The organism is Arthrobacter sp. Br18, assembly GCF_000520555.1.
In the GTDB taxonomy this organism is placed as follows: domain Bacteria; phylum Actinomycetota; class Actinomycetes; order Actinomycetales; family Micrococcaceae; genus Arthrobacter_D.
Window position 1 is genome coordinate 55,605 of sequence record NZ_KI914868.1, and the last position, 13,726, is coordinate 69,330.

At 64.0% G+C, this 13,726-nt stretch carries 14 protein-coding genes; 2 read left to right on the top strand and 12 right to left on the bottom strand.

Features of this window, described 5'->3' with window-relative positions:
• Positions 1–31 precede the first annotated feature (31 nt).
• Entirely contained in the window at positions 32–1,414 is a 1,383-nt protein-coding gene (locus Y704_RS0110880) for an MFS transporter (protein ID WP_026550143.1), read from the bottom strand.
• A 220-nt stretch (positions 1,415–1,634) separates the two neighbouring features.
• Between Y704_RS0110880 and Y704_RS0110885 the strand changes: the two genes are divergently transcribed.
• Entirely contained in the window at positions 1,635–2,084 is a 450-nt protein-coding gene (locus Y704_RS0110885) for a hypothetical protein (RefSeq protein WP_026550144.1), read from the top strand.
• A 13-nt stretch (positions 2,085–2,097) separates the two neighbouring features.
• On the opposite strand, the gene Y704_RS20570 is transcribed toward Y704_RS0110885, so the two are convergent.
• Genes Y704_RS20570 through hisD form a run of 4 tightly spaced genes read right to left on the bottom strand, consistent with a single transcriptional unit; the run spans position 2,098 to position 5,814 of the window.
• Positions 2,098–2,979 (bottom strand): amino acid ABC transporter ATP-binding protein, encoded by an 882-nt coding sequence (locus tag Y704_RS20570; RefSeq protein WP_081747570.1) that lies wholly within the window; start codon positions 2,977–2,979, stop codon positions 2,098–2,100.
• The gene (locus tag Y704_RS0110895; RefSeq protein WP_026550145.1) at positions 2,972–3,625 is read right to left on the bottom strand and encodes an amino acid ABC transporter permease; all 654 of its coding nucleotides are present in this window, start codon (positions 3,623–3,625) and stop codon (positions 2,972–2,974) included. Before Y704_RS0110895 ends, Y704_RS20570 begins: the two co-directional genes overlap by 8 nt.
• Positions 3,626–3,664: 39 nt before the next feature.
• The gene (locus tag Y704_RS20575; protein WP_051476938.1) at positions 3,665–4,471 is read right to left on the bottom strand and encodes an ABC transporter substrate-binding protein; all 807 of its coding nucleotides are present in this window, start codon (positions 4,469–4,471) and stop codon (positions 3,665–3,667) included.
• A complete protein-coding gene (gene hisD / locus Y704_RS20580; RefSeq protein ID WP_051476939.1) occupies positions 4,468–5,814 on the bottom strand; it encodes a histidinol dehydrogenase in 1,347 nt (448 codons plus the stop codon). The genes Y704_RS20575 and hisD overlap by 4 nt, the downstream gene beginning before the upstream one ends.
• A 71-nt stretch (positions 5,815–5,885) precedes the next feature.
• On the opposite strand from hisD, the gene Y704_RS0110910 reads away from it, so the two are divergent.
• Entirely contained in the window at positions 5,886–6,800 is a 915-nt protein-coding gene (locus tag Y704_RS0110910; RefSeq protein ID WP_026550146.1) for a LysR family transcriptional regulator, read from the top strand.
• 324 nt (positions 6,801–7,124) lie between these two features.
• Here the strand turns inward: Y704_RS0110910 and manD are convergent, their stop codons facing one another.
• From manD to Y704_RS0110945, 7 genes are read right to left on the bottom strand one after another with little or no spacing between them, the layout of a single operon-like run.
• Positions 7,125–8,354: a D-mannonate dehydratase ManD gene (gene manD, locus Y704_RS0110915; RefSeq protein WP_026550147.1), complete on the bottom strand. Its 1,230-nt coding sequence runs from the start codon at positions 8,352–8,354 to the stop codon at positions 7,125–7,127.
• Between the two features lie 26 nt (positions 8,355–8,380).
• The gene (locus Y704_RS0110920) at positions 8,381–9,349 is read right to left on the bottom strand and encodes a sugar kinase (RefSeq protein WP_253904299.1); all 969 of its coding nucleotides are present in this window, start codon (positions 9,347–9,349) and stop codon (positions 8,381–8,383) included.
• A complete protein-coding gene (locus tag Y704_RS0110925) occupies positions 9,346–9,984 on the bottom strand; it encodes a bifunctional 4-hydroxy-2-oxoglutarate aldolase/2-dehydro-3-deoxy-phosphogluconate aldolase (RefSeq protein ID WP_026550149.1) in 639 nt (212 codons plus the stop codon). The genes Y704_RS0110920 and Y704_RS0110925 overlap by 4 nt, the downstream gene beginning before the upstream one ends.
• A 42-nt stretch (positions 9,985–10,026) precedes the next feature.
• Positions 10,027–11,172, bottom strand: a complete 1,146-nt coding sequence (gene dgoD, locus Y704_RS0110930) for a galactonate dehydratase (protein WP_026550150.1) — start codon at positions 11,170–11,172, stop codon at positions 10,027–10,029.
• Entirely contained in the window at positions 11,153–11,686 is a 534-nt protein-coding gene (locus tag Y704_RS0110935; RefSeq protein ID WP_026550151.1) for a gluconokinase, read from the bottom strand. Before Y704_RS0110935 ends, dgoD begins: the two co-directional genes overlap by 20 nt.
• Before the next feature lie 3 nt (positions 11,687–11,689).
• Entirely contained in the window at positions 11,690–12,586 is an 897-nt protein-coding gene (locus Y704_RS0110940; RefSeq protein WP_026550152.1) for a carbohydrate ABC transporter permease, read from the bottom strand.
• Positions 12,586–13,524 carry a carbohydrate ABC transporter permease gene (locus Y704_RS0110945; protein ID WP_026550153.1) on the bottom strand — a complete coding sequence of 313 codons (939 nt, stop codon included), beginning with the start codon at positions 13,522–13,524 and terminating at the stop codon, positions 12,586–12,588. Before Y704_RS0110945 ends, Y704_RS0110940 begins: the two co-directional genes overlap by 1 nt.
• Positions 13,525–13,726 lie beyond the last annotated feature (202 nt).

Below are 13,726 nucleotides of genomic sequence, written 5' to 3' on the forward strand. Positions count from 1 at the left end.
AGGGCCCCGCCGTCGTCGTCGTGCGGTGGGTTTACTTCTTTGATGCCGCCAGCAGGTCGGCCGTGCCCTTGGCGTCAGCTTCGTCGACGTCGTGCAGTGAGATGCCGCGGGTTTCCTTGAGCATCAGCACGGCGAACGCTGTGATTGCGCAGGCGCAGAGGAGGTAGATGGCGATCGGCGTCGAGGAGCCGTATTCCTGCAGCAGGGCGGTGGCGATGATCGGGGCCAGCGAGCCGGCCACGATCGAGGTCACCTGGTAGCCGAGGGATACCCCGGAGTACCGCATGCGTGTGGGGAACATTTCGGCCATGATCGACGGCTGCCCCGCATACATCAGTGCGTGGAACATGAGGCCGATGGTCACGGCCGCCAGGATGATGACCTCGTTGCCCGTGTCCATCATCGGGAAGGCGAAGAAGCCCCAGGTCGCTCCAAGCAGGGCGCCGGCCATGTAGACCGGGCGGCGACCGAGGCGGTCCGAGAGCTTGCCGACCAGCGGCACGGTGCAGAAGTGGATGAAGTGGGCGATCAGCAGCAGGAGCAGGATCCGGGAGGTGTCGGTCTCCACCACCAGTCGCAGATAGGTGATGCTGAACGTCACGACGAGGTAGTACAGGATGTTTTCCGCGAAGCGCAGGCCCATGGCGGTGAAGACGCCGCGGGGGTAGCGCTTGAAGACCTCGAGGACGCCGTAGCCCTTTTCTTCTGCGACTACTTCCTTGCGTGCCTCGAGGAAGATCGGTGCATCGTTCACCTTGGTGCGGATATAGTACCCGACGATCACGATCACGGCGGACAGCCAGAACGCGATGCGCCAGCCCCAGCCGAGGAAGTCCTCGGAGGAGAGGGTCGAGGAGAGGATGAAGAGCACGCCGGTGGCGAGCAGGTTTCCCATCGGCACGGCTGACTGGGGCCAGCTGGACCAGAAGCCGCGTGACTTGCTGGGGCTGTGCTCGGCCACGAGCAGGACGGCGCCTCCCCATTCGCCGCCGACGGCGAAGCCCTGGATGAAGCGGAGCACCACGAGGAGTCCCGGAGCCCAGTAGCCGATCTGGTCGAACGTCGGCAGGCAGCCCATCGCGAAGGTCGACACACCCACGAGGATGATGCTCAGCTGCAGCAGCTGCTTGCGGCCGTACTTGTCGCCGAAGTGTCCGAAGACGATGCCGCCGATGGGGCGAGCCACGAACCCGACGGCGTAGGTCAGGAAGCCGGCGATGATGGCGTCGAACTCGGTCTCGGCGTTCGGGAAGAACACCGTGGCAAACACGAGCGTGGCGGCTGCCGCGTAGAGGAAGAACTCATACCATTCGACGACGGTGCCTGCCATGGATGCGACAACAACCTTTTTAAGCCCCGACTCTTTGACATCGGGTTCCTCGCGCCTGGCGGGGGTGGACTGGGTGGAACTCATGCGGGCTACTCCTTCGGTGTCTCCGTTGACACGGTACGCCTTGACCATGCTGTGGTTTCCGGGGTGTCCGCTCTTGTGACGCTGAGCACACCGGAGGCATATCGAGTATTACTCTTGATCGCAGGCAGTTCAACTCCAATTAGTGCAGAGCTGTCCTGCGAAAACGCACACCGGGAATTGTCTACACCGCGGGGCTCCTGCCGCGTATATCGTAAGCAGTATGGCTACTCCCGACACCCCAGGCCCCGACACCAACCACCAGCGGCCTGACGGCGCTACCGACGGCACCATCGAGGCCCTCGGGAAGCTGTCCGAGGCGCTCGAGGTGATCGAGCATGCGAGGGGTTACCTCTACGGTTTCCACCGGCTCACGGGCAAGGCCGACCTCAATCTCGGCGAAGCCGTGGAACTGCTGCGCAAAGCCGGCCACACCGAACTGGCGGACACGATGAATGAGGAAATCATCGGCCGCAACGTCATCGAGGGCCGCTGGACGTTCCAGATCGTCGAGGATTACGACGACCACTACTACGCGGAGTTGAAGGCGTTCGAGAAGCGGGCCCGGAACGAACTCGTCGAGGGCAAACGCCACCTCTTCGAAGCGGAAATGAAGGAAGACCGCCGCACCAAGGGCCGCGAGCACCACGAAGCGTTGCCGCCGGAGGCCTGAGCGAGGATCGCCTCTAAAGCTTGCCTGCCTCACCGATCTGTTCGCCGAGGGTTCCCGGCGGTCTCACTGCCAGCCCTGACCGTTTCAGGAGGGCATAGGTTTTCGCGTGTTTGGGGTTGAAGAACACCTGGTCGGGCGTGCCCTCTTCGACGATGACGCCCTGATCCATCACCACGATTTTGTCGGCAATGTCCCGGGCGAACTGCATTTCGTGGGTGACGATCACCATCGTCGTGCCCTGCGCCGCGATGGCCTTGATGACCGCGAGAACCTCTTCCACCAACTCAGGGTCCAACGCCGATGTCGGTTCGTCGAAGAGCATCACACTCGGATTCATTGCAAGGGCCCGCGCGATGGCGACGCGTTGTTTCTGCCCACCGGAAAGTTTCGACGGGTAGTTATCCTTCCGATCGATCAAACCCACTTTCTGCAGGTTCTCGAGGGCAATTCCACGTGCTTCCTCCCTCGACATTTTTTTCACGTCCTGTAGAGGCGCCATGACATTCCCCAAAGCGGTCTTGTTGAGGAACAGATTGAATTGCTGGAAGACCATGCCGAGGTCGGTCCGCTTCTTCGCTGTGACGGACGCCTTTTCGTCGACCAGTTGTCCGGCCCGCTCCTCGTAACCCACCAGGTGCCCGTTGACGAGGATGCGGCCGTCATCGATGGTTTCGAGCTTGTTCAGGCAGCGTAGGAGCGTGCTCTTCCCCGAGCCGCTCGATCCGAGGATGACGACGGTCTCGCCCTTGTGGACGTCGAGGTCCACGCCTTTCAGCACTTCGATGATGTTCACCTCGCGCTTCTGTCCTCGAAGGCGCTGCCACCAGCTGGGATCCCTTCTGACGGTGAAAGTCTTGTGGACCTGGCGGACACTGACAATCAATTCGCTAGACATGGACCCTCGCCCTCTTCTCCAACGCGCTGACAATTCGGGAAAGCGGAAGACTGATGAGCAGGTAGAGCAGGGCGGCCGCGGTGTATACCGCGGTTGTCTCGAAAGTCTGCGCGTTGATGACATTGGCTGTCTTCAGGATCTCGGTCACGGCGATGACGGACGTCAGCGCGGTGTCCTTGACCATGGCGATGAAGTAGTTGCCGATGGGGCCGAGGGACACCACGAATGATTGCGGAAGCACAATCCTCCAGAGCGCTTTCGACGGCGTGTACCCGAGTGACAGAGCTGCTTCCGTCTGCCCTGCCTCGACTGAAAGGATGGCTGACCTGAACACCTCCGACAGGTAGGCCGCGTAATTCAGACCCAGTCCCAGGATTCCGGCAGGAACCGGATCGATATCGATACCAATTGCCGGCAGTACGAAGAAGATGTAGACAAGCTGCACCAACAGCGGTGTACCACGCATGATCTCCACGTAGATCAGGGCAATTACCCTGAGCGCCTTGATCTTGGATATTCTCGCGAGGGCCAGCAGTAGACCCAGCACGAGGGCCAGCGCCATCGCACCGAGGGCCAACTGCACCACGATCGGTGAAGCCGCCAACAGCCGCGGGAAGTACCCGATCACGCTTTGGATGAATTCCATTGCCTACCTTTCCTTCAGGATGATGAGGAGCGGCAAGGGCTAGTCGACAGCGTTGCTTTCCGTGAGGCCGTACTTCGTCAGGATCTCCAGGTACTCCGGAGTGGCTTTGAGCTCGGCCAATCCGGAGTTCAGCTCCTCAAGTATCTCGGTGTTCTCCTTGGGCACCGCTGCGCCGATCAAACCCGGGAAGAATGGCTCGTAAGGGTCGACGATCTTTATCTGGTCGTTCGGGTTCTGCACCAGGCTGTAGGCGACGACTGCTGCGTCGGTGAAGACGACGTCCACCTGCTTGTTCTCGACCGCCGTCAGAAGGGCCGCCTGCGAGTCAAAGTACTTGATTTCCTTGGGCTCGAGGGACTCCGCGAGCTCAATGAACGTGGTACCCGTCTGCACCCCGATCACCGAACCGCGGGCATCGTCACGGTTGGTCATGGTCGAATCACCCGGTACCACCATGCCTTCTCCCTGCTGGTACCAGGTGTCGGTGAAGTTCACCTCCTCCTTCCGCACGTCAGTGATGTACATGGCGTCGACGACTATGTCGGCTTTGCCCGTCTGGATCGCGGGAATCAGGGTCGCGAAATCCGAGACGAAAACCTCGATCTCCCAACCCTTCTTCTCGGCAATCCAGTTGATCATTTCACCGTCGATTCCCGTCAGCTCGCCTGCCTCGTTGGTGAAAGAGAAGGGGGCATCGTTCGACGTCGCGATGGTCACCGTCGTATTGCCCTCCGAGCCGGCCTGTTCTTCCTCTCCCCCGCCGCACGCGGTAAGGCTCAGCGCGAGCCCAAGGAGTCCCACTGTCATCGTAGGAACAGCGCGCCTGACGTTTCGTGCCTGCTTCATGATCGATCCTCGATTGCTGTCGTGTTGGCGTGAAACCTTGCTATCCGCAGATCCGCGGTTCTCTGATGGGCTTCCATCTCCTCGTAGGAGGAGATCTCAGAGACCAGGGGAGCCAGCTGCATCGTCGCTGACATGTCGACCCGCTGGAACGTCAGTGGCTTGAGGAACCGGGAGACTGACAAACCTGCGGAAGAGCGTGCCCCTCCACCGGTGGGGAGAACGTGGTTGGTGCCGGTGATTCCCTTGTCCGAGTAGGCCACGGTGGACCATTGACCGAGGAAGAGGGATCCGTAGTTGGTGAGATTCTCCTGGAAATAGTCGTCATCGGAGGTAATGACCTCCAGATGCTCCGGGGCGAGCACGTCCATTACCTCCACGGCGGTTTCCCGGTCTTCTACCCAGTACACCGATCCATAGTTCCGCCACGCCGGTCCGGCGATCGCTTCGGTCGACAGATCCAGCAATTGCCGGTCCACCTCGGCGATGACTGCTCGGGCGAGCTCCCGTGACGTGGTGACAAGGACTGCCGGAGATTGCGGACCGTGTTCGGCTTGACCCAGGAGGTCAGCGGCCACCAGCGTCGGATCGGCGGTCTCATCGGCGATGACGGCGACTTCCGAAGGCCCGGCCAGCAGGTCCATTCCCACCCGTCCGAACAACTGCCGTTTGGCTTCAGTGACATAGGCGTTTCCTGCGCCCACCAACATATCCATGGGCCGTTCTCCCAGCAGTCCGAACGCCATTGCGGCCAGCGCCTGGACACCTCCGACCACGAAGGCACGGTCCACCCCCGATAGGTAGGCCGAATAGAACACGGCGGGGTTTCCAGCGGTGGGCGTCGTCGGCGGTGAACAGGCGACGACGGTAGGCACTCCCGCTGTCTTTGCCACACCCACCGTCATGAAGGCGCTGGCAAGAATCGGGAACCTTCCGGCGGGAAGATAGGCACCCACGCGCTGCACCGGGATGTATCTCTGGCCCGCGAACACGCCGGGCAGCACTTCTGTCTCGAAGTCCTTCAGGTGTTCACGCTGCAAGTCAGCAAATTTCCGTGTGCGTTCCGCGCCGGCTTCCAGTGCGCTGCGCAGCTCGGGTTTCAGTAGGTCACCGGTTCTTCTCAGGCTTTCTGCACTCATCTCAAGATCGCTCCCCGCCCAGTTATCCAGCGAGCGCGAATACCCGAGAAACGCATCGAGGCCCTTCTTCTCGATGGCGGACAACATGTCCGATACCGTCGAGACAACGTCGGGCAGCCGCTGAGCCGGAACTCCTCCGATGGCGGGCTTCTTTATACATTCATAGGTGCCAGTGATGAACGGTGCGTAGGTGGCATTCAACTCCATGCAGTGCGCATAGGGGGCCGCTGATCATAGGGGAACCCTGCCTGTGGTTATATAACCCATAGGCTTACCCTGTGACTCTTAGCCAGCTGAATGCCTTCCTCGCCGTGTACAGCTGCGGGTCCATCTCGAAAGCCGCACGTGAGCTTTTCGTGAGCCAGGCGTCCGTGTCCGAATCCATTGCGCGGCTCGAGGAGGAGCTGGGTATTCGCCTCTTCCTCCGCAGTTCGCAGGGGCTTGTTCCAGCCGCGGCTGCGGACGAATTGAGGCCCCATGCCCTGGATTGCGTCAACGCCGCTCGGCGAGGGTCGGAAGCCGTCAAGTCGCTGCACTCCCTCACGGGGGGAGTGTCGACTTTCGGCGTGCTCCGCTATGCGGCGAACTATGATCTGGCCAACCTGGTGGTTGGTTTCCACGAAAAGTATCCCGATGTACGCGTGCGGATGATCGGGCTCAATTCAGAGCTGGTGGCTCAGTCAATATCATCAGGAGAGATTGAGTGCGGGCTCGTTGTGTTGCCGGTCAGCGGAAACAATCTCCGGTTCAAGAAGCTGGCACAGGACGAGGTCCGCTACTTCTCAACGACCCGGGAGGCAGACGCCGGAGCCGTGACCATCGAGGAGTTTGCCGCAGCGAAGCTGGTCCTCTATGACGCCCATGCCGGGTGGAATGATCCAACGCGGAGGCAACTCCGGGAGCGGGCCAGCCTTGCCGGCCTCACCATTGAAGCAAACATGGAGGTTGAACACGCGGAAACGGCGTACAACCTCGTGGCCGCAGGAGCGGGAGACTCGATGATGGCGAGCGGCATACTCCGATCCTTCGGCCCCGATCCGAAGATCCGGAGTTTCCCCTTCTCGGAGCCTCTCTACGACATCATTGCTCTGGTGCAGCGTGAGCATGGCTACCTCTCACCCGCCACGCGCCGGTTTGCAGCGCTCGCTGAACGCGCCGTGTTGAACCAGCCTGGGCTCACCCCCCTGGCATGACCAGTTTCTGTTGCGGAGACGGCCCGCGGCACGCACTCCGCACCGTCTCGGAAATATTCGCCCATCACCAGGGAGCCGGCCGGAGCACGAACCTCAAGGGGCTTCAGGGGCGGAGGACGACATCGCCTGCCGGACAACGCCCTGGAGCTCGAAACTTGTGCACATGTGGTGGGTGCCGCCGTCGTGCACCGACCACTGCTGCACAACTTCGCAGACAGAACGCGGACGGGACGCAAACGGGACACCGGCGCCGCCTACGGGATCCCCCGAGGACGCGGTGGACGACGGGACGCGGTGGACCCAGACGGCACCCGCCCGCCCCTCCTACCAGTCGTGGATGGTGCCGTCCTTGAGCCGGTTGAACGGCAGGTAGGCCGGATCATAGGGGTGCGCGGCAGCTGCTTCCATGTTCAGCTCGACGCCGAGTCCGGGCTGGTCCCCCGGGTGCAGGTGCCCGTCGGCGAAGGTGAAGGACTGCTCGAAGACCTCGTTGGTGAGGTCGCCGTGCCGCATGTACTCCTGGATGCCGAAGTTGTGGATGGCCATGTCCAGGTGCAGCGCTGCAGCCATGCCGACGGGCGAGATGTCGGTGGGCCCGTGGATCCCGGATTTGATCTGGTACTGCGCCGCGAAGTCGAGGATCTTCTTCATGGCGCTGATTCCGCCGGTGTGGGTCACGGCGGAGCGTACGTAGTCGATCAGCTGCTCCTGGATCAGCGTCTGGTAGTCCCAGACCGTGTTGAAGACCTCACCGATCGCCAGGGGCGTGGTGGTGTGCCGGCGAACCAGCCGCAGCGCCTCCTGGTTCTCGGCAGGGGTGCAGTCCTCGAGCCAGAACAGGTCGTACGGTTCGAGCGACTTGCCCAGCCGTGCGGCCTCGATGGGCGTCATGCGGTGGTGACCGTCGTGGAGCAGCGGCAACTCCGGTCCGAACTCATTCCGGACGGCCTCGAACACTGTGGGAATGTGCCGCAGGTAGGCGCGGGTGTCCCAGTCCTCCTCAGCGGGAAGTGCGGCGCGCTGCGCCGGCTCGTAGTCGTACCTGGTTCCGCCGGCGCTGGGCTGCGCGGCAACACCGTAGACGGCGTTGATCCCGGGCACGGCCGTCTGGATGCGGATGGACTTGTACCCCAGGGCCAGGTGCTCGTGCACGGAGTCGATGATCTCCGGGATGTCGCGCCCGCTCGCATGGCCGTAGGCGCGCACGGCCGTGCGGCTTGCACCGCCTAGCAGCTGGTAGAGCGGCATGCCCGCGGCTTTCGCCTTGATGTCCCAGAGCGCGACGTCGACGGCTGCGATCGCGGCCATGGTCACCGGTCCGCGCCGCCAGTAGGCGCCACGGTAGAGGAACTGCCAGGTGTCCTCGATGCGATGCGCATCGCGGCCGATGAGGAGCGGGGCAACGTGGTGCTCGAGGTAGGCGGCAGCGGTCAGCTCCCGCCCGTTGAGCGTTGCATCACCCAACCCGGTGAGTCCCTCGTCGGTGGTGATCTTCAGGGTCACGAAGTTGCGGTCGGGGCTTGAGACGATGACTTCGGCACTCGTGATCTTCACGGCATTCTCCTTCAGCGTGGATGGTTCTAGCGGATGGTGCTGCCGGCGGTACGGTCCGCCAGGGCGAGTTCACTACGGGTGGGAAGGTTCTCCCAGTCGCCGGTGGCAGCCACCGCGAAAGCACCGAGGACCGCCCCACGCTGCAGTCGCGCCTCCATGGGGTCGCCGTCGAGCAGCGCGGACAGGTAGCCCGCCGTGAAGGCGTCCCCCGCCCCGACCGTGTCCACGGCAGTGACCGGCACAGCACCCTGGTGGATCGCCACTCCCCCGGACCAGCCGGTCGCTCCGTCAGCACCTCGCTTGATGATCACGTCCCGCACTCCCCTCTCGTGGAGGGCGCGCACGGCGTATTCCTCATCGGTACCGGGTGAGACCAGTTCCAGTTCGTCGTCGGACGCGATGACGATTTCGGCGAACCCTGCTAGCCGCGTGAGCACTGACGATGCCGCGGCAGGGTCCCACAACTTCGAGCGGTAGTTGACGTCGAAGGAAACCAGGATGCCACGGCGCCGCGCCTCCGATGCCGCCCACAGCGCGGCGTCGGCCGCTTCCGGCGACAGGGCGGGCGTGATTCCGGTGAGGTGGAGGATGTGGGGCGCCGCCTCGAGGGACGCCTCGAGATCACTGACGGTCAGCGCTGATCCTGCGGACGAGCGGCGGTAGTACAGGGCCCGGGACACCCCTGATAGTCGGGATTCGAGCAGCATCAGGCCGGTGGTCCGGTGGGGGTCGATCACGACGGCGTCCGTGGTGACGTTCTCGGCGCGCAGGGTGCGGAGGGCGAAGACTCCCACCTCGTCGTCCCCCAGGCGTCCCGTCCACCGCACGGAGTGGCCGAGCCGCGCGAGGCCGATCGCCACGTTCGTTTCGGCCCCGCCGAGGGACATGGACATATCGCCGCCCAGCCTCACCGGCCCCGCGGCACGGAGGGACCCCATGGTCTCCCCGAAGGTCAGCACCTCGACCGGCGTCAGGGGAGGAGGGATTGCACTCACTGCTGGAGTCCGGCTGCCGCCGCGAGGAACTGCCGCGCGCGTACACGAAGCGCAGGAAGGTCCCCGCCGGACGCCGCGTCGCCGATGAGCGGCGATCCGATTCCCACCGCGAGCGCACCCCGGGAAAGATAGTCGACCGCGGCACTTTCGTCGACGCCGCCCACCGGCACGAACGAGATATCCGGGAAGGGATCGCGCAGGGCGGACAGGTATCTCGGCCCGCCGAGGGAGGCGGGAAAGAGCTTGATCGCTGCCGCACCCCGGTCCATGGCTGAATACACCTCCGAGGGCGTGAACGCCCCGGCGAGAACGGGCAGATCCAACCGGACAGCCTCGGCAACCGACGGCGCGAGGGCAGGGGTGACGATGAACTGCGCTCCGGCTGCGGCGACCCTCGCGACGTCGTCGACGGAGAGCACAGTCCCCGCGCCGATCGTAGCCCCGGTACCTACTTCGTCGTGCACGGCTGAGATGACATCGACTGCGTCCGCGGTGTTGAGCGACACCTCGAGATACCGGAAGCCCTCCTCCACGAGGGCGACGGCGGTGCGCACTGCCGCCTGCGTGTCGTTTCCCCGGACGATGGCGAGCAGCCTGGCCGCGCCTAGTTCACGGGTGAACTGATTCGGTGTCATACAGGTGTCCTTTCAAAAGGGGCGGCAGGTTGGGAGCGCGGGTCACCACTCGGCGTAGGAGCCGTCGTCGTGCCGCCAGATCGGCGACCGCCACGCGTGCCCGGCCTTGTCCACCCGGCGGACCGCGGCTTCGTCGATCTCGATGCCGAGGCCCGGTGCGGTCAACCGTTCCACGGAGCCGTTCACGAATTTGAGCGGCGTCTTGTCCAGCACGTAGTCCAGCACTTCGGCGCCCTGGTTGTAGTGGATGCCGATGCTCTGCTCCTGGATCAGGAAATTCGTCGTGGCGAACCCGACCTGGAGGCAGGCCGCCAGCGCCAGCGGACCCAGCGGGCAGTGGGGTGCCAGCTGGACGTCGTAGATCTCCGCGAGGGAGGCGATCTTCCGCACCTCGGTGATGCCGCCGGCATGGGAGAGATCCGGCTGGGCCACCGCGATGCCGGCCTGCAGCACGGGCAGGAATTCCTGCCTGTTGTACAGGCGCTCGCCGGTGGCGATCGGAATGGAGGTTGACCGCGTGAGCCCGCCGATCAGGTGCGAATTTTCGGGGACGGTCGGCTCCTCGAGGAACAGGGGCCGCAGCGGCTCGAGCAGGGGCGCCACCCTGCGCGTGTTCGCGAGGGTGAAGCGGCCGTGGAAGTCGACGGCGACATCGCGGTGCGGACCGAGGACCTCACGCGCGGCGGCGACCCGCTCCACCACCTCGTCGATCTCCGCGACGCTGCCCAGCGGGCTCATCCGTCCGCTGGCGTTCATCTTGACAGCGGTGAGGCCCACCGCCATCTGTGCTTCGACGGCGTCGGCGATCTCTGCAGGTTCATCGCCCCCGATCCAGCCGTACATGCGGATGCGGTCGCGGACGTGTCCCCCGAGCAGCTGGTGTACGGGTACGCCGAGCGACTTCCCGTGGATATCCCAGAGCGCCTGGTCCAGACCGGCGACGGCGCTCGCGAGGATGGCGCCCCCGCGGTAGAAGGACCCCTTGGTCATGACCTGCCACAGGTCCTCGATCCGCAGCGGGTCGGCCCCGATCAGCAGTTCGGACAGCTGCTCGACGGCGGTGCGCACGGTTTCGGACCTGCCCTCCACCACAGGCTCTCCCCACCCCACGATGCCGCTGTCGGTCTCCACCCGCACGAAGAGCCAGCGTGGGGGGACAAGGAAGGTTTCAATCCTGCTGATGCGCATGGCCCCTGCTTTCGGTCAAGGAATCCGCGATCCGGTCCACGAGGACGGTCGGCGGAAAGGCGATGTCCACGGTCATGCCCGCCTCGTCCTCCCGCAGGGCCTCGAGGGCGTCATACTGCGAGGTGAGGAGCGACGGCGGCATGTACTCGTGCTCGCGGGCGGAGATGCGCGCGGCCACCAGTTCGATCGGACCGTAGGGATGAACGACGACGACGCCCGGCACGTAGCTCCGCAGCAGGTCCCGGTAGGAGCGCTTCAGTGCCGAGCACACGACGACGATTCCCGTGCCGGCGCCGCTGCTGAGGGTCTCCCCGACGGCCCTGAGCCAGGGCAGCCGGTCGGTGTCCGTCAGGGGAATTCCCGCGGCCATGAGTGCGATGTTGTTCTCGGAATGCAGGGCATCGCCGTCGACGAACGGAACGGCGAGCCGCTCGGCCAGGAGCGCGCCGAGCGTGCTCTTGCCGCAACCCTGCACCCCCATCACTACGATGACGGGAGGTGGCTCATCAGCCATGGTTCAGCCCTTCGTCGCGCCGGCGGTCAGGCCGGACACGATGTACTTCTGGGTGAACAGGGCGATCACCATGATGGGGATGGTCACTACGACGGAGGCCGCCATGAGGCCTCCCCAGTCGATGCTCGCGTAGGCCACGAAGTTGAAGATCGCGACGGGCAGGGTCTTGGTATCCGCACCCGACAGCACGAGGGCGAACATGAAGTTGTTCCACGAGAAGATGAACGCCAGGATGCTCGCCGTCGCGATACCGCCCACCGACAGCGGGAGGGTAACCCGCAGGAAGGCGCCGATGTGCGTCAGCCCGTCCACGCGCGCGGCCTCCTCGAGTTCGAGGGGCATGGAGTCGTAGTAGGACATCAGGATGTAGACGATCAGCGGAAGCGCCACGAACATGTGGGACAGGATCAGTACGCCGTAGCCGCCCACGAGGGACAGGTTCGAGAACACGTAGTACCAGGGCACCAGGAGGCTCACGCCCGGGATGATGCGCGCCATGAGCACCACGAGCGCGGAGCGGCGCATTGCGAACCGGCTCATCGAGTAGGCGGCGGGTACGCCGATGATCAGCGAGAGCACCGTGGAGGCGAACGCCACCCAAAAACTGTTGATCACGAAGGAGAAGTAATTGTTGCGGCCCAGCACGGTCTCGTAGTTCGCCGTCGTCGGCGTGAAGATGAGGGTCTTGCTGGCGTCGTAGATGTCGACGTTGGTCTTCAGCGAGGCCAGCAGCATCCAGGCCAGCGGCGCCAGGAAGGCGGCGACCACTGCGATCAACGCAACGACGCGGAACACCTTGTAGGCGCGGGAGCGGAGCGGCTTTCTCCGCCGGGGTGTCGATGTGCCCGGGGCGTCTGCGCCCGAACCGGGCCGGAGCATCTTCGGCGTGACAACGCTCATTACTGCACGTCCTTCCGGCGGCGGGTCAGGACCCACATGGCGGCGATGATGATCAGGAAGAAGAGGATCAGCACGGTCGAGGACAACCCGTAGTCGTTGTAGTCGAAGCTGAGTCCGTAGGCGTAGATGTTGAGGGTTTCCACCTCGTTGAAGGATCCGCCGCCCCGTCCCTTGGTGGCGTAGAGGAGGTCGAAGGTCTTCAGCGCGTCGATGCTCCGCAGGAGGATCGCCACGATGATGGTCGGCATCAGCAGCGGAACGGTGATGAAGCGGAAACGCTGCCAGGCGCTGGCGCCGTCGATCCTCGCGGCCTCATCAGGCTCTTCGGACAGCGAGGTGAGGCCTGCCAGCAGGATGATGACCACCATGGGCGTCCACTGCCAGATATCGATGAAGATCACGGTGGGCAGTGCGGTGTGCTCACCCGACAGCCAGGGCTGGGCGGGGATACCGAGGAGGCCCAGCATCTGGTTCGCGAAGCCGATATTCGGATCGAAGATCAGCCGCCACATCATGCCGACGGCCACAGGCGTTGCCACCAGGGGAAGGAGAATGGCCACCCGGACCCATTTCTCACCCTTGAACGGGCGCCACAGCAGCAGGGCGATGCACATGCCGAGCACCATCTGCACGAGGAGCGCCACGCTGGTGAAGATGAAGGTGCGCGCTACCGCGGGCCAGAAGCGGTCGCCGTCGGAAAGCACTTCGAGGTAGTTCGCGAAGCCGATGAACTCCGATTCCGCGCGCACCGATCCGGAGGAGTCGGTGAGGCTGAGGTACAGCGTCCAGCCCAGCGGGAAGATGATGAGAATGGCAACGAAGATCATGGCCGGTGCGGCGAAGAGCCATTTGCGGTGGTTGTTCGCCCAGTCGGAGTAGGCCTTCCACGCGTTCTGCTTCTGCGGTTTTCTCTTGGCCGGTAGAGAGGTGACAGCCATGATCCACATCCTTGAGGGCTGGTAGGTCGAGAAGTCTGGAGCGACGGGGAACTGTTCGGGGCCGCCGGTTGTCCGGATCGGAGTAGCCCCGGCGGGATCGCCCCGGCGGGATCTCAGCGCCAGGATTTCAGCGGAGAGATTCCACCGCCGGGATTTCACCGGCGGGGCTTTCAGTGACGGCGCCCAGCGCCGTCGTGCCTGG

Coding starts and splice junctions, on each gene's coding strand:
- Y704_RS0110880 (WP_026550143.1), bottom strand. CDS start 1,414: ATGAGTTCCACCCAGTCCACCCCCGCCAGGCGCGAGGAACCCGATGTC.
- Y704_RS0110885 (WP_026550144.1), top strand. CDS start 1,635: ATGGCTACTCCCGACACCCCAGGCCCCGACACCAACCACCAGCGGCCT.
- Y704_RS20570 (WP_081747570.1), bottom strand. CDS start 2,979: ATGTCTAGCGAATTGATTGTCAGTGTCCGCCAGGTCCACAAGACTTTC.
- Y704_RS0110895 (WP_026550145.1), bottom strand. CDS start 3,625: ATGGAATTCATCCAAAGCGTGATCGGGTACTTCCCGCGGCTGTTGGCG.
- Y704_RS20575 (WP_051476938.1), bottom strand. CDS start 4,471: ATGAAGCAGGCACGAAACGTCAGGCGCGCTGTTCCTACGATGACAGTG.
- hisD (WP_051476939.1), bottom strand. CDS start 5,814: ATGGAGTTGAATGCCACCTACGCACCGTTCATCACTGGCACCTATGAA.
- Y704_RS0110925 (WP_026550149.1), bottom strand. CDS start 9,984: ATGACACCGAATCAGTTCACCCGTGAACTAGGCGCGGCCAGGCTGCTC.
- dgoD (WP_026550150.1), bottom strand. CDS start 11,172: ATGCGCATCAGCAGGATTGAAACCTTCCTTGTCCCCCCACGCTGGCTC.
- Y704_RS0110935 (WP_026550151.1), bottom strand. CDS start 11,686: ATGGCTGATGAGCCACCTCCCGTCATCGTAGTGATGGGGGTGCAGGGT.
- Y704_RS0110940 (WP_026550152.1), bottom strand. CDS start 12,586: ATGAGCGTTGTCACGCCGAAGATGCTCCGGCCCGGTTCGGGCGCAGAC.
- Y704_RS0110945 (WP_026550153.1), bottom strand. CDS start 13,524: ATGGCTGTCACCTCTCTACCGGCCAAGAGAAAACCGCAGAAGCAGAAC.